The 23230-nt window shown below is 36.0% G+C and carries 18 protein-coding genes and 1 pseudogene; 5 read left to right on the top strand and 14 right to left on the bottom strand.

All coding sequences use genetic code 11. The annotated features are described in order from the left end of the window. Positions 1 to 68: 68 nt before the first annotated feature. The gene (locus RMN97_RS10510; protein ID WP_309614471.1) at positions 69 to 3230 is read right to left on the bottom strand and encodes a lamin tail domain-containing protein; all 3162 of its coding nucleotides are present in this window, start codon (positions 3228 to 3230) and stop codon (positions 69 to 71) included. 338 nt (positions 3231 to 3568) lie between these two features. On the opposite strand from RMN97_RS10510, the gene RMN97_RS10505 reads away from it, so the two are divergent. Beyond that, positions 3569 to 4042, top strand: a complete 474-nt coding sequence (locus RMN97_RS10505) for a regulatory protein RecX (RefSeq protein ID WP_309614470.1) — start codon at positions 3569 to 3571, stop codon at positions 4040 to 4042. Between the two features lie 151 nt (positions 4043 to 4193). Beyond that, positions 4194 to 4532 (top strand): GIY-YIG nuclease family protein, encoded by a 339-nt coding sequence (locus RMN97_RS10500; protein ID WP_309614469.1) that lies wholly within the window; start codon positions 4194 to 4196, stop codon positions 4530 to 4532. A 205-nt stretch (positions 4533 to 4737) separates the two neighbouring features. Here the strand turns inward: RMN97_RS10500 and RMN97_RS10495 are convergent, their stop codons facing one another. From RMN97_RS10495 to RMN97_RS10470, 6 genes are all read right to left on the bottom strand, one after another. Next, the gene (locus RMN97_RS10495; protein WP_309614468.1) at positions 4738 to 6012 is read right to left on the bottom strand and encodes a beta-ketoacyl synthase N-terminal-like domain-containing protein; all 1275 of its coding nucleotides are present in this window, start codon (positions 6010 to 6012) and stop codon (positions 4738 to 4740) included. A gap of 146 nt (positions 6013 to 6158) precedes the next feature. Then, a complete protein-coding gene (gene bioA / locus RMN97_RS10490; RefSeq protein WP_309614467.1) occupies positions 6159 to 7430 on the bottom strand; it encodes an adenosylmethionine--8-amino-7-oxononanoate transaminase in 1272 nt (423 codons plus the stop codon). Between the two features lie 88 nt (positions 7431 to 7518). Further along, on the bottom strand, positions 7519 to 8136 hold the full coding sequence (bioD, locus tag RMN97_RS10485) for a dethiobiotin synthase (RefSeq protein WP_309614466.1): 618 nt from the start codon (positions 8134 to 8136) through the stop codon (positions 7519 to 7521). After that, positions 8133 to 9023, bottom strand: a complete 891-nt coding sequence (locus tag RMN97_RS10480; protein ID WP_309614465.1) for a tetratricopeptide repeat protein — start codon at positions 9021 to 9023, stop codon at positions 8133 to 8135. Before RMN97_RS10480 ends, bioD begins: the two co-directional genes overlap by 4 nt. Positions 9024 to 9037: 14 nt before the next feature. Continuing rightward, positions 9038 to 9442 (bottom strand): DUF2007 domain-containing protein, encoded by a 405-nt coding sequence (locus RMN97_RS10475; RefSeq protein ID WP_309614464.1) that lies wholly within the window; start codon positions 9440 to 9442, stop codon positions 9038 to 9040. A gap of 158 nt (positions 9443 to 9600) precedes the next feature. Next, positions 9601 to 10752 (bottom strand): pyridoxal phosphate-dependent aminotransferase family protein, encoded by a 1152-nt coding sequence (locus RMN97_RS10470; RefSeq protein WP_309614463.1) that lies wholly within the window; start codon positions 10750 to 10752, stop codon positions 9601 to 9603. 119 nt (positions 10753 to 10871) lie between these two features. Between RMN97_RS10470 and RMN97_RS10465 the strand changes: the two genes are divergently transcribed. Genes RMN97_RS10465 through RMN97_RS10455 form a run of 3 tightly spaced genes read left to right on the top strand, consistent with a single transcriptional unit; the run spans position 10872 to position 11775 of the window. After that, complete coding sequence (locus tag RMN97_RS10465) at positions 10872 to 11384, top strand: DUF2975 domain-containing protein (protein ID WP_309614462.1); 513 nt, start codon at positions 10872 to 10874, stop codon at positions 11382 to 11384. Positions 11385 to 11386: 2 nt separating this feature from the next. Further along, entirely contained in the window at positions 11387 to 11599 is a 213-nt protein-coding gene (locus RMN97_RS10460; RefSeq protein ID WP_309614461.1) for a helix-turn-helix transcriptional regulator, read from the top strand. 5 nt (positions 11600 to 11604) lie between these two features. Beyond that, positions 11605 to 11775, top strand: coding sequence for a GldL-related protein (locus RMN97_RS10455; RefSeq protein WP_309614460.1), 171 nt, complete (start codon positions 11605 to 11607; stop codon positions 11773 to 11775). Positions 11776 to 11943: 168 nt separating this feature from the next. On the opposite strand, the gene RMN97_RS10450 is transcribed toward RMN97_RS10455, so the two are convergent. The 7 genes and pseudogenes from RMN97_RS10450 to RMN97_RS10420 all read right to left on the bottom strand — a co-directional run bounded on the left by RMN97_RS10450 (position 11944) and on the right by RMN97_RS10420 (position 23138). Continuing rightward, entirely contained in the window at positions 11944 to 12225 is a 282-nt protein-coding gene (locus tag RMN97_RS10450; RefSeq protein ID WP_309614459.1) for a F0F1 ATP synthase subunit epsilon, read from the bottom strand. 79 nt (positions 12226 to 12304) lie between these two features. After that, positions 12305 to 13727: pseudogene (gene atpD / locus RMN97_RS10445) on the bottom strand (F0F1 ATP synthase subunit beta). A gap of 193 nt (positions 13728 to 13920) precedes the next feature. Beyond that, entirely contained in the window at positions 13921 to 15501 is a 1581-nt protein-coding gene (locus RMN97_RS10440; protein WP_309614458.1) for a G-D-S-L family lipolytic protein, read from the bottom strand. 29 nt (positions 15502 to 15530) lie between these two features. Beyond that, positions 15531 to 18353, bottom strand: a complete 2823-nt coding sequence (locus tag RMN97_RS10435; protein ID WP_309614457.1) for a TonB-dependent receptor domain-containing protein — start codon at positions 18351 to 18353, stop codon at positions 15531 to 15533. A gap of 278 nt (positions 18354 to 18631) precedes the next feature. Further along, entirely contained in the window at positions 18632 to 20482 is a 1851-nt protein-coding gene (gene glmS / locus RMN97_RS10430; protein ID WP_309614456.1) for a glutamine--fructose-6-phosphate transaminase (isomerizing), read from the bottom strand. A gap of 9 nt (positions 20483 to 20491) precedes the next feature. Then, entirely contained in the window at positions 20492 to 22315 is a 1824-nt protein-coding gene (locus tag RMN97_RS10425; RefSeq protein ID WP_309614455.1) for a DUF4270 domain-containing protein, read from the bottom strand. Between the two features lie 16 nt (positions 22316 to 22331). Then, complete coding sequence (locus RMN97_RS10420) at positions 22332 to 23138, bottom strand: glycogen/starch synthase (RefSeq protein ID WP_309614454.1); 807 nt, start codon at positions 23136 to 23138, stop codon at positions 22332 to 22334. Positions 23139 to 23230: the final 92 nt, after the last annotated feature.

Here is a 23230-nt window from a genome sequence, read left to right as displayed (position 1 = left end):
TTTGAAAGAAGACTTTATAGTTCAGATTTTCTTTACTAAAAATGACCTCCGATTTTATAAACAAAATCTTAAAATAGTATTTTCTTAGTAACTATCTCATTGTTTTCCAAGGTTATTTTTAGAATTACGGGTTGATGATTTATGCTAGTTAAATTAACCGTAACTTCCTGATTATTTAAATCTATTTCTTCGTCTATTGCTCTTCCCAACATATCAAATACTTTGATGTTGGTTATTTTTTCTGAATAGGAATACGCTGTAATTGTATTTTGATTGGAGTAAACTAAGACTTTTTCAATAGTAATATCGCTTGGTTTATTCTCTTGTGATTGATTACGGTTTTGATAACGCAATTTGAATCGGCTTGTGAATTTTCCGGTTTCTGAAGTAAATACATAAGGTGCTGCTTTTAAATCATGAATAATACCTGTCATAGTATCCTCTATGTATATATTTTTACCAGCACTTTCGAATAAACCATCAATAGCTCCCAAAGCAATAGAATGGGTTCCTGCAGAACTAATTTTAACACCAATAGGAACTACATCGTCCTTTTTAAAAGGTACTGGTCTTCCCTGAATATCCATCGCTTCCTCATTTATCATCGAAAAAATACTCATGCTGTTTCTCACTTGAAAAAAAGCATCATATAATCTGTCCTTTGCTAAAGTTGCTTCTGGTATGTAACCCACTAAAGCTCTACTAGACTTGCTTGTACTAGTATTGATAAGGTCAAGCCAAATTCTTCCTTTTTGATTAGAAAAGGAATTGTTAGTATTATTTCTATAAAAGTAAGAGTTGTCATAATAAGTGTTTGCTGTTGCTACAGTTGCTCTCAATGAATTATTGAAGGTTACTTTTTGAGTAGTATCAGCGGGACCATCATTCATAATTACAAAAAAACCTTGGCCCGAAGCAATATACCCATTGAAAGCACTTGGCCCACTACTTGCGCCGGTAACGTTATAAGTAATGTAATCACTTGGTTCATAGTTGTAAACGAAGTTTCCATAAAAAGGATCTAATACAGCAGCACTTGGCAATGTACCATGAGTCCATAATCGGATATTGCCATCAATATTGGTGTTAAGTGTCAAAAACTTAATGGCGTTGATGGAACTGGGGTATGGATTTCCGAGTAAGTTCCAATTATCGTCCTTTATAGTCCTCATAATTCCATTCGGTCCAGCGGAACCGGCATTAGTATCATTACCTCTGTAAATAGTTGGTTGGCACTCTCCGTTAAAAGGAGTTCCGGTAAATGTAGCCATGTAATCAGCCGCGGTGGTATTATTATAACTATCAGGACCGCGTACAATGTAGCCTTTGCATTCCTGCATTGTTTCATTGGTGTTTTGCCAGTTGCCTTCTCCACCATTAGAATTGATTTGTGTAGTGTTCCATTTCCAAATAAGGGAAGCGGGAGAACCTGGCGATATGCTTTGAACTCCGAATCCTGAAACCGGTGAAGACCAATACACGTAATCAGTTTTCTTAATTGTTGCCACTCTCTTTACATCAATACTTCCTGAATTAACTCCAGAATCATCTATCTGAATTAATGAGCCATTGTCATTTACAATAATATTCCCTGTTGGCTTTACCGTTAAATTATATTGGATAGCTACATATTGATTAGCAGTAATCGTAAGTGTTTTTGCGGCCTTAACAATAAGGCTGCAAGCTTCAAAACTGCCGTTTGAGGTCGTATTATAAGCGCCGTTAATAATAGTTAATTTAGACAGTGTCGGCGTTCCGTTAGACCAAGATGTCCCGTCCCAAGTAGTTGAAGAAGTCGGGGTATAATTGTAAATGCCGATATCTGAGTAATCATTTGTTGAACAAGCTCCGGAACCAGTACCTACCCAGTTTATTACAGTCCAGTCAGAATTACTATAAGTGGTGCTTGGTAAAGTTGTAGCAGTGGGATTTCTTCTAAAATCAGCGCCTTCAGTACTAATGCCTAAAGAAGAGGACCAGTTACCGGTGGCATCGCCCCAGCTGTCTATTTTTGTAATGCCTTTGTAAAGAACTATTTGGTCATCTGCACCGACCCCAAAATTAACGCCATTTACAGTAGTAATTAAATTAGCCAGAGAGCCATTTCCTCCTGTTATCCCGCATTGAGAGGCACTGGGTGCTGTACTTACCGTATAGGTTTGATCGTTGGCAAGCATCCCGGAAAAAGCGGGAACTCCACTAAGCCCTGTTGTGGCGTATGGAGAACTTGCACCGTTAGAATAAAATTGTAAATTATAAGAAGAAAGATTAACCGAAACTCCGGTTCCGTTATAAATTTCAATATAACTAAGTCCACCATAATTTGTATCTGTAACCTCACTTATTATTAAATCCGAAAGAACTCCGCAGGCTGATGCAGTTGACAGAACAGTAAAAGTTGTACTAGTTGAGCAGGGTTGTGTATCAGTAATAACTAAACTTCCTGAAGTAGCACCTGTAGGAACGATAACGACCAATTGAGTAGCAGAACTTGAAACAGTGGTTGCAGCTACGCCATTAAAAACAGCTGTAGCTCCACTAAGACTGCCTGAACCAGCAGTAATAGTAACCTGACTGCCAACAATTCCTGCAGCTGGTGATAAAGAAGCAATGGTAGGTGGAGTGCACGAAGCAGTTGTTGTTCCGTTTAGGGTTACATTGACTATATTAGTGCTAATATCAAACCCTCCCGTACCAGAAGTACCTGTAGCGCCATAACCATACAATCTGAATGTAGTTGCAACTCCGATATTAGTTAAACCTGAAATAGTGATAGTGTTGCCTGTAGTTATTGATGCCGCTAAACCCGTAATCGTACCTAAATTAGCTGCATAACCATCTGCAGAGGAACGCAGTGCTAAACTACTTGGGCCGGTAGCTGAACGATCCCAACTAAACACAAAAGAAGTTGGGGTAAATGTCGCGCCCGAATTAGGTGTAACAATAAATTGAATATAATCATTACCTGTTATAGACTCCGTCAGCGATGTAGGATTAGCGTCTCCGGTATCAAACCAATCGCTACCTCCTAGTCTATTGGCATTACCTATTGCAGTTATAGAACCTATTGTTAAATCAGACGCACTGACATTAGCATTATTATAGATACTAGATTCCGAGGTCTCTAAACCAGTATTCCCATAAGTATTCCACTGTAATAACTGAGCATTTATCTCACTAGAACAAAGGACATTAATCAAAAGCGTAATAAAGAATATTTTTTGTTTCATTATAAAATGAATTATGTTATCTCGTTAATTATCTAAGCAATAGCCCTTATTTTTATTTCGCAAAAAAAGGTCAAGACATAAATAGTAGAATTTGGGACAACAAATTTACATCTAAATTACTAAAACACAAGTAGTTTACCTTAATAAATTATTAATAAAACGCTATGTTTATTAATATTCACGGCTAATTGCATATAAAATGATGTTTTTATTTACGTTATCTTTATTTATTTAGATTTTTAAAGCACTGTTTCCGTGAGTTTAATCCTAATTACTATTTTAGCATGAAAGTATTCAGGGCAATTCCCTAACTTTGTTTTTGAAATTTGTACCCAAAAATGAACGAAACATTAACACTAAAAGAAGCCCAACTCAAGCTAGAATATTATTGTTCTTATCAGGAACGTTGTCATCAGGAAGTGGTTCAGAAAGCAAATGATTTGGGTATGAAATCTAATGAAACGGACGCTATACTGGTTCACTTAATTCAACATAATTTTCTAAACGAAGAACGTTTCGCCCGAAGTTTTGCTAGAGGAAAACACCGCATCAAACTATGGGGCAAAAACCGAATTGTTAACGAACTCAAACAGCGTCACATTTCGGCACCCAATATCAAATACGCTTTAACCGAAATCTTGGATGAAGAATACCAAGAAACTTTTGACAAACTAGCCGAAAGGCATTGGGAAACTATCAAAGAAACCAATGTTCAAAAAAAGAAAAAAAAGTTTTGTGATTACCTTTTGCGTAAAGGTTGGGAAAATAGTTTGATTTATGGGAAGTTGAAAGAGTTGTCTTCGACAAGCTAAGAATAAATCTTCGACATCCCGAAGCTTCGGGACAGACTGAAACCGCGATGGCAATTGTATCAAGCATTGTCACACTGAGCCTGTCGAAGTGCATTAAATCATACACAACATAAAAAATATTTAAGTAATTTAGTACAAAATAAATTTCACTATGAAAACATATTTTGTCTATATCTTAAAATGTAGTGACGATTCATACTACACTGGCTTTACAAATAATCTTGAAAGAAGAATGCAAGAGCATCTCTCGGGGAGAAATAAAGATTGCTATACTTTTGATAAAAGACCTTTGAAATTAGTTTGGTTTGAAAATTTCAACGATGTATTAAATGCCATTGCAGTAGAAAAACAAATAAAAGGCTGGACGCGAAGAAAAAAAGAAGCCTTGATAAAAGAGGACTGGGATAAATTAGTGTTATATTCTAAAAACTACACTCAGTTTGGGTCTTCGTTTGGGTCTTCGACATCCCGAAGCTTCGGGACAGACTGACATTGTGCATCTTGATTGTGTCTTCCTTAACGTTGTCACACTGAGCTAGCTTGTGCTGACGAAGGAAGTAAAGTGCAATTTGCTTAAAGAGATTGTCTTCGACAAGCTCAGACTGACAAACCTCTGTTTAATTGTAATCCCGGAAAATAGAATAAGAAGCACATTCCTCCAACCATAACAACAAATAGAATAAGAACTACAATTGTCACACTGAGCCTGTCGAAGTGCTCAACAAAATACTCACCGCATTACCCCCAAATCCAACCGCATTTATCAGAACGTTTCGAATCGCTTTGCGCGGATTTTGTTCGGTAACAAAAGGAACTCCGATAAACTGTTGGTGTTGCATCATCAAAAGCGCCATTTCAATATTAAGCATTCCGGAAGCACCAAAAGTGTGGCCTACTTTCCATTTGTTGGTCGTTACCATTGGAAGGTTAGCCTGTGCTGAGCTGGTCGAAGCACCGAAGACTTTTTGTATCGCTTTGTATTCAGATTTGTCTCCTTTAATCGTTCCCGGCGCGTGCATCACAATTACGTCAACTTCGTCTAATGTAACATTTTGCAACGCCATTTTCATTGATTTCTGAAAACATTCTGCTTCATCGGTGATGGATATACTGTGTTGTAAATCGTCAGTGGCATAACCAAATCCGGTAACATAACCTAAGGCATTTTTTTGTTCTCCGATTTCCAAACACGCCATTGCGGCGCCTTCTCCTAATACCATAGCGTTTTTGGTTTTCTCTAAATCCAATGCCTTACATGGATAATATAAAAGGTCTTCGACAGGCTCAGACTGACATTGTGCATCTTGATTGTATCTCTCCTTATCATTATCACACTGTCCCGAAGCTTCGGGATGTCGAAGTGGAGCATAAATCTTCAACGCCTGCATTTGAGCAATCGTAAACGTAGTTAAGGGTGCTTCACTTCCGCCAACCAAAAAGGCATCTGCCATGCCGGCTTGTAGCCAAGCGATTCCGTTTAACAAAGCATGAAGTGCTGTGGAACACGTTATCGAATGGGACAATTCCGGGCCATTTGATTTTAAATCATGAGCCACCCAAGTGGAAATGTTTCCTAAAGTTGTTGTTGGCGAAGCTAGCGTTGGTGTCTTTCCGGTTTCTAAAAATTCCTGATGATGCTTTTCGAAAAGTTGTGTAGCACCACGCGAAGAACCAATGTTGATGCCAAATTTTGAATCGTTCCAACCCGCTTGTTTCACCGCTTCTCTGGATGCCAAAATAGCATACAGCACCGAATTGTCAAGGGATTTATACTTTACATCCGAGTTTCGCAATGCCTGAACTTCTTTAGCCAAAGTTTCCGATAATGGTGCAACCAAAGCCGAAATATTCCCTAGTTGCTTTTCGACAATCAACGATCTTGGATTCAGATATTCCTTCCAAACATCGGCAGTGGTTTTTCCTAATGGAGAAAAAGAAGCAATGGAAGTTATGGCAATGGGTCTTTTCAATGTTTTGTTTTATTTAACCGCAAAGGTCGGGAAGTTTTGGGTTTGTTTCACAGAGATTCACAGAGAAAAAATGAAGATTCACAGAGTTTTAATAAATTATTTTTCTCCATGTATCTCTCCAAAACCTCTGTGCATCTCTGTGTAACTTAAACTATTTCGAGTGCTTTTTCGATTGTAGCGTATACTTTTTTTAATTGTGAATCTGTAATAATATAAGGCGGTAGAATGTAAACGATATTCCCAACAGGGCGCAGAATTATTCCATTTTCAATAAAGAAATTGTAGAGTTTATTGCGCATCGTTCCATAGTAACTTTCCTCATTTTCGGTCTTAATTTCTAAAGAGAAGATGACTCCGAGCACACGAGTTGTTTTTACTTTGGGATGTAATTTTATTTTGGATTCAAAAGCCAAATGCAATTGGTTAATTCTGGCGATATTGTCTTGCATTGCTGCAGTCTGCAATAAATTAATACTTGCCAAAGCTGCTGCGCAACCGGTTGGATTTGCGGTAAACGTATGTCCGTGAAAAAAGGCTTTATTGGTGTCATCGTCATAAAAGCCCTCAAAGATCTCTTGGGTAAAAGTGGTAATAGCCATAGGGATTGTTCCGCCAGTCAGCGCTTTTGAAAGACACATCATATCGGGTTTATTGTCCAGATAATCTGCGGCAAAAGTTTTCCCAGTTTTCCCAAAACCTGTCATCACTTCATCGGCAATGGTAAACACCTTATTTTGGTTGCAGATAGCAATCATTTTATCTAAAACTTCTGGAGAATACATTACCATTCCCGCCGCGCCTTGCACCAACGGTTCAAAAATAAATGCGGCAAATTCATTGGTTGCAACCAAATTCTGTAATGCTTTCAAACCCCGTTCTTCATTGCCATTTGTCGGTACCGGAATACGGATTACTTCAAGCAACGAACCTTTGAATGCTTCTGTAAAAAATGTAATGCCACTACTCGCCATGGCTCCAAAAGTGTCGCCATGAAAAGCATCTTCAAAAGCAATGATTTTTGTTTTTTTGATTCCTTTGTTATAATTGAATTGCAGGGCGCATTTCAAAGCGACTTCCACCGCAGTGGAACCGTTATCAGAATAAAAGAGTTTCTTTTGGTTTTTGGGTAAAATGGTCATCAACTTTTCAGCTAATAAAACAGCTTTGTCATGCGTGAAACCACCAAACAAAACATGCTCCAAAGTGGTTAACTGTTTGTAAATAGCATCCGCAATAACTTTGTTAGAATGCCCATACGGATTCACCCACCAAGAAGCAATCGCATCGATATATTCGGTGCCGTTTTCGTCCCAGAGCAAAGCACCTTCACCTTTGACAATCGCCGGAAAGTTAGCAGCGGTTTTGTGTTGCGTGTAGGGATGCCAGTTATATAGTTTGTCTCTTTCGGAAAGGGTCATTTTTTTTAGATAATAGATGATAGACTAAGAGATGATAGATGACTATAGATAAAATGTCTATTATCTATCCATCTATTATCTCTCATCTCTACAAATTTAAAAGATTGTCACGAAATTTATCCGCATAATATCGAATAACATTTTGGTCAAAATAAGGTTCGTTATCAATACGCCCAATGAATTTAACACCAGTTTTATTCAATATAATTTCTTCTGTCGCTTTGTTTTCGTCGCCTGAAAATATAATTCCGGCTACTTTTATTTTTCTGTTTTGTAATGCTTCTATTGTCAGCAATGTATGATTTATACTTCCCAAATAATGACGCGAAACAACAATAACTTTATAGTCTTTTTGGATTATATCAATAATACAATCCTTGTCATTTAAAGGAACTAGAACGCCACCTGCACCTTCAATAACCAGATGATTATCAGTTTTTGGTTCTTTGATTTGTTTTAAACCGATAGTAATCCCGTCAAGCTGCGCGGCCAAATGTGGACTTGCTGGCGTGTTTAGTGCATAAGCATTTGGATGTCCTTTCGACTTTCGACTTTCGACTTTTGACATAACCTTATGGCTATCCGAATTGTCTAGATCTCCGGCTTGTATGGGTTTCCAATAGTCGGCTTCCAAAGCTTCGACTACTATTGCTGATGCTATCGTTTTCCCGACATCGGTTCCAATTCCTGTGATGAATAGTTTCATTTTTTTAATTCTGTAATCTGGTTTCTGGCAAAAGTTTTAATTTCTTCATCTCCAAATTGAATAGTTTTCTCGTAATATTCAATAGCCTTGGCTTTATTACCTGTTTGTTTGTAACCATTAGCAATATTTGATAAAACAATGGAATCTTTTGGATTGATTTTTTCTGCCTTAAAAAGCGCGTCCAGACCTTTATCAAATTCTCCCCATAGGAAATAGGTAACTGAAAGATTGGACAAACTTTCGACACTCTCAGGATAATATTTTAAGATTGTCAAGGCTATTTCTCTCATATTAGGGAGTAAGTTATCATTTTCAGTGTCATAAATCTGCACCTGATAACTTTGGAGTGATGCTAAAAAGAACTTCTTTCCATCGTCTTTTTTTATGTTATTTGTCCAGGTCCAATTGTTTTGGTTTGTTGCCGAATAGTTTACTGCCTTTATAATTTCAGAAGTGAAATTTGCCCAATCCTCAACTTTTCCAAGAGCATAAATTTTTCCAAATCTCATGTCAAGCCTATCCGGATAAAGGCTTATTCCTTTATCGATTTTAGCAAACGCATTTTTTAAATCTGTGTCGCCATAGTTTATAGTACTGCCTAAATAACCCTCCGTTTGGTTGATGCTGTCTTTCAAAATCAAAGCTTCCCCTTCAGGCTCTTTCTTAGTTAAACTTAAAATTTCTCTTTTTGATTTTTGAAAATAGTAATTAAAATAAGAAGTGAACAATTCTGCATCATTTGGTCTGGCTTGTTCCCATTTTAGAAGTGTTTCGTTTTGCTTTATAATATCCTTTTCCTGAAAATATTTTCCAAAGTCTGATTTATAATCTTGTGAAAATGAATGGCTCGTAAGCAATATTAAAATTAATGCGAGAAGGTTTTTCATAATGTTATTTGCATTTAATCAAATTCGAATTTACAGTTTTGACATTTGTATTTATACTTTGAAAAGAATTGAGCGAACGCACCAAGAATTGCAATCTGAAAAAAGGATTTTACACCATCAATAGAAGTTTCCATATCCACTTGTTCGGCACCACATTCCGGACATTTCATGAGCTCATTGTCATCATCAACAGAATAAAGACTTACGTCACCCAAGATTTCATTAGCCTTATCAAAATCTTCTGTTTTGACAAACATTTTCACGCCACCAACTGCATTACTATACAACGGATTGGAATCAACAATATTGTTGTCTCTCATAAACACTTCAATACCTTGGCTTTCTAATTTACCTTGGTAAATTATAGCTTCACTAGAATATTGAAATCGGCGTAAAAATGTAAATTTTTCTTCTTCCATAATTAGAAAACATTTCTGTTTTAATTTTTTGAACACAGATGACACAGATTTTTTAAGTTTCACAGAGATGCACAGAGGTTTAGCAGAGATTCACAGAGTTAATTTATTGCTCAGTGTATCTCCTTTTTTCTCTGTGTGTCTCTGTGTAATCCTTATTTTTAATTTATATCGAACACAAAAGTACTTAACAATTCCAAGACATTAGCAATTTCGGATTCCGAATTGAAGCTGTGTAGACAAAAACGCAAACGCTCTTGTCCTTCGGGAACCGTTGGTGAAAGAATTGGTCTGACATCAAATCCCTTTTGCTGAAGTTGGTTTGCAATATTTTTCACCCTTTCATTTCCCGGAATGATAGCGCATTGAATGGCAGATTTGCTATAAACAAACATTGGTTTCAAACCTAATCGCATTTTCTCTTGATTGAAGAATATGATGTTGTCTTTCAATTTTTGTATGGCATTTTTTTCTTTTGTCAAATTTTTATACGATTGCAAAATAGTAGCAACGCTATGGGGCGAAAGTCCTGTGGTGTAGATAAAACTTCGAGCAAAATTGACCAAATAACTTTTCAGATTTTGACTTCCTAAAACTGCCGCACCATGACAGCCTAATCCTTTTCCGAAAGTCATAATTCGGGCAAAAACTTTGTCTTGCAATCCTAAACTTTGGACTAATCCTTCGCCATGTTGACCAAAAACTCCAAGCGCATGCGCTTCGTCAACGACTAAATAAGCGCCATACTTTTCGGAAAGATTTGTAAGCTGTTCCAAGTTAGGGCAATCGCCATCCATAGAGAAGACGCTTTCGGTTACTATATAGACTTCGACAGGCTCAGTCTGACATCGCTGTAATAAGCGCCCTAAATCTTCAAAATCATTATGCTGAAACTTATAGGCTTTGGCATGGCTCATTTGGAGACCATCTCGAATAGAAGCGTGACATAATTCGTCGTACAAAATCACATCATTTCGTTGCGGCACTGAGCTGAAAAAGCCAATATTGGCATCGTAACCCGAATTGAAAATGAGTGCGGCATCAGCGTGATGAAATTGGGCAATAAAGTCTTCTGCTTCAGTATATAAACCATGATTCCCCGAAAGTAGGCGCGAACCTGTTGCTCCATTTACTTTTATATTTTTATCTAAAAGAAATTGGTGCGTTTCATGAAAGAGGATTTCGTTTTTGGCAAAGCCGATATAATCATTGGAAGCAAAATCGATTAAATCATTGGCAACAGGCAATTGGCGTAAAGCATTGTTAGCTTTGCGTTGCTCGAGTTTTTGTTGGAGTGATTTTGGGAGTTTCATTACTACAAATATAAGGAACGATTTTTTATATAAATTCAAATTAATTATTGTTTTTAGAATATTTATTATTGTTTATCAATAATTTTTATATATTTGCTGTCAACTAAAACTATTTTACCATGAAAAAATTACAAATTTTAAAGAACCTATTGGATCTATTTTGGCTGTTGTCTATGATTAGTTTATTAGCCATATTGCTTTTCGTTCCTTTTTTACTAACCGGAAACATCGGTGATTATCCGGTAAAAATAAAAGGACAAGAAATCTTGAGTACCGATTTTTTTTCCAAAACTGTTATTTTAGTTAATGTTGTTTCTGGAATTTTATTCATCTATAGTGTTTATTTATTACGAAAAGTGGTAAACCATTTTCAGCGAAGAGATATTTTTAACGAGGAGGTGATTCGCTATTTTAACTTAATAGGTAAATTAATCATTGCTTCTTCATTAATTAGCAATGTAAGCTTATCTGTTTTTAATGCAGTAAAAAGAAATCATATAGGATTGTCTTTAGATTTTGGTGGCTATGACTCATTTATTTTATCCATTTGCTTAGGATTGTTTTTTATGGTTATTAGTGAGGTCTTTAAAATTGCCAAAAACATAAAAGAAGAAAACGAATTAACTATTTGATTATGCCTATTATCTTAAATCTTGATGTGATGCTGGCCAAACGCAAAATGCGTTCCAATGAACTGGCAGAAAAAATAGGAATTACAACTGCCAATCTTTCCATACTTAAAACCGGGAAAGCCAAAGCCGTTCGCTTTTCTACGCTCGAATCCATTTGTGATGTATTGGAATGTCAGCCCGGTGATATATTAGAATATGTAAACGAAATAAAATAGTAATTATGAAAAAGGAACTTATCTTATTAGTACTTGGAATGCTCTTGGTTATAATTGGAGCTCTATTAAAGATTTGCCACTATGAATTTTCAAAATTTGTATTGATTGCAGGACTGGCGATTGAGGCATTAGTATTAGCCTCGTTAGTGATTAAGTCACTAAAAAAAGTAAAATGATTTTAGCCCGGATGGCAGCGGCATCCTTTTTCTTTTTTGGAAGAAAAAGATAGAGCGAACAGCCGGAATAGCTTCTAATAAAAAAAGCCCAATCTCGTTTTGTGACGAGACTGAGCTTTCTTCTTTTATTTTACTGCGTACAATTCGCTACGCTTGGGTTGAATTGTCTTAGTCTGCTAATACAATTACCTTATTGTCTTTCATTTCAATAGTTCCTGAATTGATTTCCAAAAGGTAGTTTTGCTCGTTTACTTTGGTAAACTTGGCTGCTACTTCTTTATCAAATTTAAAACTTGCCGCCTCGATTTTTACGACGCCATGTTTTAAAATAGAAACTATTGGTGCGTGGTTATTCAAAATTTGGAATGAACCTGTTACGCCTGGCAAAGAAACCGAAGTAACTTCTCCTTTGAATAATGTAGCTTCTGGTGATACTATTTCTAAAATCATAAATTTATATTTAGGATTCAGGATTTGGGATTTAGGAATTAGTTAAATCCTAATTCTTAATTCCTAATTCCTAATTCTATTACGCTTCCGCTAACATTTTTTGTCCTGCTTCTATAGCTTCTTCGATTGTGCCTTTAAGATTGAAAGCAGCTTCTGGCAAGTGATCTAATTCTCCATCAATAATCATGTTGAATCCCTTGATTGTTTCTTTAATATCAACCAATACTCCAGGAATACCTGTAAATTGCTCTGCCACGTGGAAAGGTTGCGATAAGAAACGCTGTACTCTACGTGCTCTTGATACGGATAATTTATCTTCTTCTGATAACTCTTCCAAACCAAGAATTGCGATGATATCTTGAAGTTGAATCCAATGGATCCACCGCAGGATAAATACCAAGCTCAGCAATTTTACGTGACAATACTGTTGTTGCATCTAAGTGAGCAAACGTTGTTGCCGGTGCCGGATCCGTTAAGTCATCCGCAGGAACGTATACCGCTTGTACCGATGTAATCGAACCTTTGTTTGTTGATGTAATTCTTTCTTGCATCGCACCCATTTCTGTTGCCAATGTTGGTTGATACCCTACCGCAGATGGCATACGACCTAGCAGCGCCGAAACCTCAGAACCTGCTTGTGTAAAACGGAAGATATTGTCAACGAAGAAAAGTACGTCTTTACCTTGATCTGAACCTGCACCATCACGGAAATATTCAGCGATAGACAATCCTGATAAAGCAACACGTGCTCTTGCTCCAGGTGGCTCATTCATTTGTCCGAAAACGAAAGTAGCTTTAGAATCTCTCATTCCTGGTTTATCCACTTTAGATAAATCCCATCCTCCATTTTCCATAGAGTGCATGAAATCATCACCATATTTTATAATTCCAGATTCCAACATCTCACGAAGTAAATCGTTTCCTTCACGTGTTCTTTCACCTACTCCTGCGAATACAGAAAGTCCACCGTGACCTTTAGCGATGTTGTTAATCAATTCCTGAATCAATACTGTTTTACCAACTCCAGCTCCACCGAACAATCCAATTTTACCACCTTTTGAGTAAGGCTCAATCAAATCGATTACTTTAATTCCGGTGAATAACACTTCTGTAGAAGTTGATAGATCTTCAAATTTTGGTGCCTGACGGTGAATAGAAACTCCGTTAGCTCCGTCTTTTGGCAAATCTCCTAAACCATCAATGGCATCACCAATTACATTGAACAAACGTCCGTAAATATCGGCACCGATTGGCATTTGTATTGGAGCACCTGTAGCGTTTACAGCAGTTCCTCTACTCAAACCATCTGTTGAGTCCATAGAGATTGTACGTACTGTGTTTTCACCAATATGTGATTGCACTTCAAGTACTAATATTGAACCGTTTTTGTTAATGATTTCAAGTGAGTCATAGATTTTTGGTAGTTCAACATCTTTAGTATCAAATACTACGTCTACTACTGGGCCAATGATTTGGGAAACTTTTCCTATTGCTTTTGACATTGTTTATGTATTTATTAAATAGCTGTTTAGGTTTGAATAAAACATTCTTTTTTCAGAGCGCAAAGATAATTTTTATAAATCGAATAATCAATAATTATTTTATAAAAAAAGGAAGATTTTTTGAATCGTCATAAAAACAAAAAGCCATCCCAATTAATCGGGATGGCTTTTATAAATTTAACTAATTTAATTTTTATAAAACTGGAGGGAACATAATTCTAAAATCTGAAAAATTATACCCTTTAAAATTAGAACCATATCTGAGATTTATGGCTTTTAAAAATTCATTTGCAATCAAAGAATAACCTCTTGGACTTGGATGAACTCCGTCAAGAGAGAAAGCACCGCCTGTTGCATAGGTTGAATTTACTGTATAACCACCATTGGATATCCCAAAATTTGCAACTTGATTTAAAATCGCATTGGCGTCTACGAAAGCCAAATTCTTAGCAGTTACTGATGCTAATGACTGAATAGTAGTATTATAAGCAGTAGTTGCTGTTTTTACCTGCAAAGTTTCGTCTGCTGTTAAAGTAGTTGAATCTTTCATTGGATAGGTAACACCAATAACACTAAATGAAGCTGGTACTGCAGGTTGTGTTGTTCCAATTACAGTTCTTGCCGTTAATAAAATATAATCTCTGTCTCCAACTGTCTTTCTGGCATGTCTTGCTCTTCCATATAAATTTCCCAAATATCCAGCGGTTGGAGCTCCTAAAGCTGGAGTTAGCGCTCCTGTGATGTATGCTGCCAAATTAGGTAAAGATTCATCAACAATTAATAGTGGATTTTTTTCAACTGTAGCAGAATTTCCATCGTCTGAAACCAAAACTGAAAATCTACTAGGCTGACTTAAAGCAGTTGTTATTTGATTTATAGCGCCAAACAATTGATTTAGTTGCGCAGCACTTGCTGGTGCTAATCCTGGTATTGGATCAGTTGGAACCGTAGTAAAGAAAGGTGCAGAGGTTACGTCTGGTATATTCGCTACAACACCTCCAGCACCGTTAGCGGTTAATCCGTCTAACAATGTGGAATAAACATTTGCAAATACAGTCGGATCCGTAATGTCGTTAGCACCATAGGTTGCTGGATTATAATTCCCTAATTGATTTACACCTGTACCACCAGAAGTAGCGTAGGCTAAAACGTCATTATTTCCAATCCATAAAGAAAAGAATGTTGGGTCTTGCGCCACAGCGTCACCTAAAACAGATGCTGTTGGGGAAGAAGCAAATCGAACAAAATAAGGATTTGCTTGTCCGGTTAAAACTCCGGCAACATTACCATATCCTGACGCTAATAAGTGAAAACTTTTTGCTCCAGGAACTCCCATATTATTAAAGGGTCCAGTTAAAACATTTGTGATTTCAGTAGTTACTGTTCCTGTAACTGATGTTGGAGTAGGCGAAGCTCCAGGTGCTGAAGGCGGAGCTAAGTATAATCTAGGCCCTTGAATTTGGAATCCTCCAAGCAACAAACCTCCAATATTATCACTAGTGTAAGGGATTTTGAATTCCCCACCACCAACTAAAGCAAATTGTTGGGATAATAAATTAGGATAGGAACCTTTTTGCCCTTCCATAAAAAGCGCGCTATCAGAATAACCTGCAGTTAGAGAATTTCCTAATGCAACATATTTAGAAAAGTCGGCCGTACCTGCTGTTAAAGGCAATCCATCTGATGAGTTAGTTTCAACAACCGTTTCATCATCACTGCTACATGCTACAAAGGTTAGCGAAACCAATAATAGCCATTTGAAATTTTTTATCATAATATTTTAAATTTATTAGTATTGATTTTTTAAGGCGTGATTGTTAAAGAAACAAAATATTGTTGTCCAATAAGTCCTGATCCTATTACCTGTCCGTATTCTTTTCCACCGATATTTGTTGCTCCAACTTTAAGTATTGATTTCAATGATTTTATAGTATAGTTCGCTTGCACATCAATAACAGTTGCTTCATCTATCATTCCATCGGCAAAAGAAGATTCCCATAAATATTCTGAATTCCATCTTGCACTAACTGAAAAACCTAAATTTCCAAACAATTTATCATTGCTTAAAGAACCCTTTACTCTGTGTTTAGGTGTGTTGAAACTTGACTCAAAATTTGGGTCTTCAGCTTGATCAAAATCAAACGCTGAATAATTGTAGTTTCCACTAAGTTCAAAATTCTTGTAGATTTTTTTTGTTAATCCTAAACCAAAACCATATGATTTTACTTCCACATCGGTATTAGTATATAGTTGATACTCTCTCGAATCTCTGTTAGCAAGCGCAGCTGAAGCCGAGCCTGCTGAAACATCTGCCGGATTCGTTTCTGCAATTCCATAATAAGGTGTGAAAACATTCACATTCCCAATAAAATCATTGTAAATATTATAGTATCCATTAATATCTAATGAGAATCCTTTTACGTTGGCTCTATATCCTAAATCAAATGCTTTTACTTGTTCTGGTTTTACTAAAGCTACATCTGCTTTTACTAACAAGTCTGCTGCTGCATCTATTCCTGCAGGAGGTCCTGATCTATAGGCAGCATCAAACAATAAATAAGATTCTTTTGTAAATGAATTATGATAAGCCATATCACCATTTAAGGTTGTTGTACCACCACCACCAGCAGGAGAGATTGTCAATGTTTCCGTAAATCTTAACAAGTTGTCTGGCGCAGAACCTATTAGCACTCTGCTTCCAATATTAAATCCGATGTATTGATCTTGTGTAGTTGGGTTTCTGAAACCTGTTTGGAAGGAACCTCTAAGGTTATGGTTTTTCTCTTTATCTAAAGCATAAACAAATGAAAGTCTAGGCGAAAAATTACCGTCGAAATTTTTTGCTTTGTCATATCTGACAGATCCTGTTAATTTCAATCTGTCTTCCATTAGCTTTTTCTGAACTTGAGTATAAACCCCATATTCATTGTAATTGATTGCACTTTCTGCATCAGTATAAATTCTTCCAAAAGAGTTCAACTCATACACTCTGTAAGAACCTCCTACTTGGATTTCGGCTGGTTTAAATAAGTCTTTGAAGTTATAATTGGCATCTGAATGATAAATTTTTGAATTATCTACTAGTTTAGATCCTGTTAATACACTTGGATCTGCTATTACCTGATTGAAGGCGTCTTTGAATTCTTGAGTTCCCGGTCTTAATCTTCCAATGTCAGCTCTGCTTCTTGCGTATGCGTGTGCCTCAGCAGGAGTTGTTCCAACGCCGGGAACAAACCCTAAAGTTGCAGCCCCAAACGCACCTCCATAATCAGCAAACCATTGTTGATCTGACTTCCATAATCTATTGATATTGATTGCGGTAAATGTCATATCGTATGATTTCCCACCATCCTCAGAAGTTGTATATCCTCTAAGAAAGAAGTTCTTCCCTTTAAGCTCAATTTTATGTTGCTGCATGAAGAAACCATTCAAATTATATCTACTTGCACCTTGGTAAACTGAATTTCCAAAACCAAATTTAGATTGCCAAATAATTTCGATATCGTTTGCCCAAGGTTTAAAATGTAAAGAGAAATCAATTTTTGCATTTTTAACCTTACTTTCGGTTAAATCAGTTTCGTTATATCCTGTTCTAGAAATGTCGAAGTTAGGCAAAATATTATATGCTGATGATCCAAAAGCATTTCTGCTTTTAAGATTAACGGCAACCTCATCTCCGTAGATGTTTATACCGTTATAGCTTGGGTTATTTCTGTCTATTCCTGAAACTTCATCGCCGTTTGCGTCAATACCATTATAATTAGTAGCATACCAGTCTGTACCTTTCATAAATGTAAAGTTGGCTTTCCCGGCAAAATGTTTTGAAAATGCATGAGCCACTCTTATTCCGTAATCATAAAAATTATTTACTCCCGCCGCTTTTTGTGATGTTTGCCCGAATTTAGCATAAGCAGTAATTCCTTGATTTGTCCATGGATCCCGACTATTCATAAATAGAATTCCGTTAAATGCATTCGCACCATATAATGCTGAAGAGGCTCCTGGAAGCAATTCTACACTTTGAACATCTATTTCTGAAATTCCTATAAGGTTCCCCAAAACAAAGTTTAATAGCGGAGAAGCATTATCCATTCCGTCAACTAACTGTAAAAATCTTGTGTTGGCAACTGTAGCAAATCCACGAGTATTAATCGATTTGAACGACAAACTACTCGTATTCATTTGAACTTCTTTTAGATTTTCCAAACCGTCATAAAAGGAAGGAGCTGCCGCTTTTTTGACATCTTTTATAGTAAATCTTTCAATAGTAACTGGCGACTCTCTAATTCGTTCTGGTGCTCTAGATGCCGAAACAACGATTTCATCTAGTTTATTTTCTTCATCATCTAATGCTACACTAACATTTTGATTGTTTGATGTGACGTTAACCTTTTTGACCCCCAACCCTACACTCGAAATTTCGACATCAAAAGGAGGCTTTTTTGTGGTTGTTAATGTAAAATTTCCATCACTGTCCGTCACTGTTCCTAAATTTTCGCCAGCTACTTTGACATTAGCCCCAGGAACTGGTTGGTTCTTACTGTCTTTTACCGAACCCGATATTGAAGTTTGCGCAAAGGTTATGCCGCAAAAAAACAATGAAACGATAAATAAATAAATCTTCATTTGGTTATAATTTTGTTGGTTTATGATGCCAAAGTACAAATATTTTTTTTACATTATCAAAAAACCTTTGGTATTTTTATTAATAATTTATTTTTTAGTTTTCTTAGTGATAATATGGCATTGGGGCGTTTTTTAAGTTTTTATTAACGATTTAGCATTATTACTAAAAAAAATACTATGCACACATACAAAATGAAACTTTCATTAAATTAATCCTAAAATTTTAAGCAAAAAAAAGCGAGACAATGTCTCGCTTTTTAGCTATTTTATGTTGATAACTATTCTACCGTAACCGATTTTGCCAAGTTTCTTGGTTGATCCACATTGCATCCTCTCATTACAGCGATATGGTAAGATAATAATTGTAAAGGAATTGTTGTAATTAGTGGTGATAATGCATCCGAAGTTTCAGGAATTTCAATAACGTGATCCGCTAATCCTTTTACCTGTGTGTCACCTTTGGTAACAACAGCAATGATTTTTCCACTTCTTGATTTAATCTCTTGGATATTACTTACCACTTTGTCATAATGCCCTTGTTTTGGTGCAATTACAATTACAGGCATTTGTTCATCTATTAAGGCAATTGGCCCGTGTTTCATTTCAGCTGCAGGATATCCTTCAGCGTGAATGTATGATATCTCTTTAAGTTTCAATGCGCCTTCCAAGGCTACTGGAAAATTATAACCTCTTCCAAGGTACAAACAGTTGGTGGCATCTTTAAATTTTGCTGCTATTTCTTTTGCTTTTTCATTAGTTGATGCTAATGCTTCCGCTACCTTCTCCGGGATAACTTCTAATTCTTGCAAATAACGATGAAAGTCAGAATTTGATAATGTCCCTTTGGCTTTTGCCAAACGCAAAGCTATCATTGTTAATACTGTTATCTGAGTTGTAAAAGCTTTAGTAGATGCTACCCCAATTTCTGGTCCGGCATGAGTATATGCACCTGCGTTTGTTTCTCTTGAAATAGAGGAACCAACCACGTTGCATACTCCAAATACAAAAGCCCCTTTTTCTTTGGCTAACTTAATTGCTGCCAAAGTATCGGCTGTTTCTCCCGATTGTGATATGGCAATCACCACATCATTTTTATTGATTATCGGATTTCTATATCTAAACTCGGAAGCATATTCAACCTCAACAGGTATTCTTGCAAACTCTTCTATAACATATTCGGCAACTAATCCGGCGTGCCATGATGTACCACAAGCTACGATTAGGATTCTGTCGGCATGAAGAAATTTTTCTAAATTGTCTTCTACACCTGCCATTTGAATAATACCTTGATTGGCCAAAAGTCTTCCTCTATAAGTATCCTTTATAACATTAGGTTGCTCGTAAATTTCTTTCAACATGAAATGATCATATCCGCCTTTTTCAATTTGCTCCAAATTCATTTGAAGTTCTTGAATGTATGGGTCGACCAAAGAATCATCTTTGATTTTTCTAATCTTCAATGGTTTGTGCAATCTTACAATAGCCATTTCCTCATCCTCTAAATAAATAGCATTGGAAGTATATTCAATAAAAGGAGAGGCATCTGATGCAATAAAAAATTCATCTTCTCCAACTCCAATTGCAATTGGGCTTCCCAATCTTGCCACGATAATTTCGTCTGGATTTTCTTTGTCAAAAACACAAACAGCATACGCCCCAACAACTTGGTTTAAAGCAATTTGAACCGCTTTTCCGAGTTTAATTTTTTCTTTCTTTTTTACGTCTTCAATTAAGTTAACCAAGACCTCTGTATCTGTATCTGAAGTAAAAGTATACCCTCTTTTTAGTAATTCTTTTTTTAATGGCTCGTAATTTTCAATGATTCCATTGTGAATGATTACTAAGTTCCCTGAATTGGATACATGCGGATGTGAATTGATATCATTTGGAACACCGTGAGTTGCCCAACGAGTGTGTCCCATTCCAATAGTAGCTTTAGAGGAAGCAATTGCCTTTGCCTTTTCTTCGAGGTCAGAAACCTTTCCTTTGGTTTTAACAATTTTAAGGTCATTGCCATCACATAACATGACTCCGGCACTGTCATAACCTCTATATTCTAATCTTTTTAACCCTTTTATTACAATTGGGTACGCTTCTCTAAATCCGATATAACCAACAATTCCACACATAACATTGAATTAATTAGGTTTTGTATAATAAATTTTTAGCTTCAATTTTTTATCATCTGGAACTACAGGGCTAGTTCCGTATAATACAGTTCCTAGCTGATTCAATACCGACATTGAGGGTGCGCTATCGAAGTTAGTGTTTGGAGTTCTTAGCTTAGAAAGGCCAATACTGTTGATGTTTTCGGTAACAGATAATCCCAAACGAACATTGGTTGAATCATTTTTAATTAAATTTCTAACATAGTTCGTTATTCTTATTCTATATCTTTTGCCTCTGGCTCCTCTTCCATCACTTACATCTTCAGTATGAAGAATTCCGTCATGAATAAATTTACTGAATTTAGGAGAACTCCCGTTACTTGTATAATCATAAGTATAATCTACCAAGACATTTTTATTTGTCAGGTCATATAGAAAAATACGATTCGGTTCCACAGGCAGATTAGTTGCCGGGAAATTGTTTGACATTGCTGCTTTATCTACATAAAAAGTTAGATTTGCTTCATTAATTAACCAACCATTAAATTTAATGTCATCAATCTCATCTGAAATACCATTTGGTCCTGTGAGGTTATATTTAGGATTGGTAGCACTAATCGGAAGATTCTCATTATAACTGTTATTAAGAACATATCCTTTCAAATCAGTTGAACCAAATAAATCTATAAAGGCCATTGCCCCTTCTCCTCCTTTTAAATATAGTCGCGACGCTTCTTGTGAACTATTGGCGGCATTCAAATAATCAATATTTTCATTAGAATTTTGTAATAAACTAATCGTATTTCCACTTAGGTTTAACGGAAATGATTTACTTACTCTTTCCTTTCTGTATTCATTTACATCCGGCGTAGTTACATTATCAGGAGTAATTTGGTCTTCTTTGTAAAATATAGTAATTTTCCCTGCTTTGAAATTAATCATAGACATGTTGCCAGGACTTCCGTTTTCAACTTTAAAATAAATCCCTCTAAAATAATTTTTAAATAACGCATTGTTAGCCAATTGACCTGATGGAGCATTTAAAATTTTATCATGAAAAACATCTGTTCTCAAATGCAGTCGCATTGAAGGCACTGATCTTGGGCTCGGAGTTATCTTGGTAACACCATCCGATTCATAGGTTGTTAATGCATGTTCTCTTTTGTCGAAATAAAAATTCTCGTTTTCACGCCCATCGGCATTATGTGTTCCTTCAGAGCCAACAGGCGGATCCGTAAGAGGTGCATTGTTCAACAAAACCGGAATTTTATTATTATCAATCAGACTGTTTTGATCGGTATAAAACAATTGTTGTTCTGCTAAAGATTGATTGGGATCCAAATCTCTCAAGTAATAATTAGATTGATAAACACTCAACTTAAACTTCGAATTCGCCGTAGCAGAAGTTTGATCATATGGTTTTGCTCCATAAATTGAATCTAACTCATAGTCATTAGTGTTATTAGAATTCGCTGTTTTTAAGGTTTTGAAATACGGAATATCCATAACCACACTATCAATAACTGGAAGATCTTCATAAAGTGTAGTATCGGTGTTGTTGAAAACAGGATTAATACTCGAGAGTTCTAACTGAGTTACAACGTTGGCTTGTGTATTCCCAAAAGCAGGATTCGAATAAAAACCAAGTGGATTTATAGGTAAATTATTTGAGGCAATAGCGCCAAGTTTTTGATTGTATGCTTTTACGGTCAAAGTACTGTCAACCTCAAAACCGAAGTGGTTATCACCCACAATGTCAGTTCCTAATTCATTAAAATCTTTATCGCAAGAGGCGAAAATTATAGTTATTATTCCAACAATTAAAATTGGGCGTAAAAATGTTTTTTTGTACATAAAAATTATCTATTTTTTAAGAAAGCATCCCTTTATAAAAGTTTGTATATGCTTCGATCATTTTGTCTTTCGGGGTGAAAGATAAAAAAGGTTTTCCTGAAGATTCTATAAATTTTGTTAAACTTGACGACACATTTTCAGAGGCAATTATAACACCATCTGAATGGTTTACAGCAGATTTAATTAGGTTTTCATAATTAGGCAATTCTAATTCCTGAATAGCATTTTGAGGTACGCCGTCAAACTTTATTTTGTTTATCATTTCTGTATCTAAACTACCATCAAACGACTGGCTGTATACTGAAGTAACGATTTTAGTTTCAGAAAACAAAGCTTCATCTTTATAATAATGCTTCATGTAAATAGGCAACAAACTCGCCATCCAGCCGTGAACATGAATAATATCCGGAACCCAATTTAATTTCTTAACGGTTTCTACAACACCTTTGGCAAAAAATATCGCTCTTTCGTCGTTATCAGGATATAACACACCTTCTTCATCACTAAAAGTGGCTTTCCTCTTGAAATACTCATCATTATCTATAAAATAAACCTGAATTCTTTCTTTAGGGATAGACGCTACTTTGATTATCAAAGGCATGTCCAAATCATTCACTACTAAATTCATTCCCGACAAGCGAATTACCTCGTGTAATTGATGTCTTCTTTCATTAATATTGCCATATCTTGGCATAAAAATTCTAATCTGTCCTCCTTGATCATTTATCATTTTGGGGACATCATATGATAGTAAAGAAACCTCATTTTCAGCCAAATACGGCACCACTTCAGATGATACATACAATATCCTCTTATCTTCCATAATCTAATCTACTTTATTTATTGGCAATAAAAAACAGGCAAAAGTACAAAAATTTATGCAGTTATTTATGAAAATGGTAAGTTTGCAACTCA

Source organism: Flavobacterium sp. (assembly GCF_031381455.1).
Classification (GTDB): domain Bacteria; phylum Bacteroidota; class Bacteroidia; order Flavobacteriales; family Flavobacteriaceae; genus Flavobacterium.
This window is presented reverse-complemented; position numbering and strand designations above follow the sequence as displayed.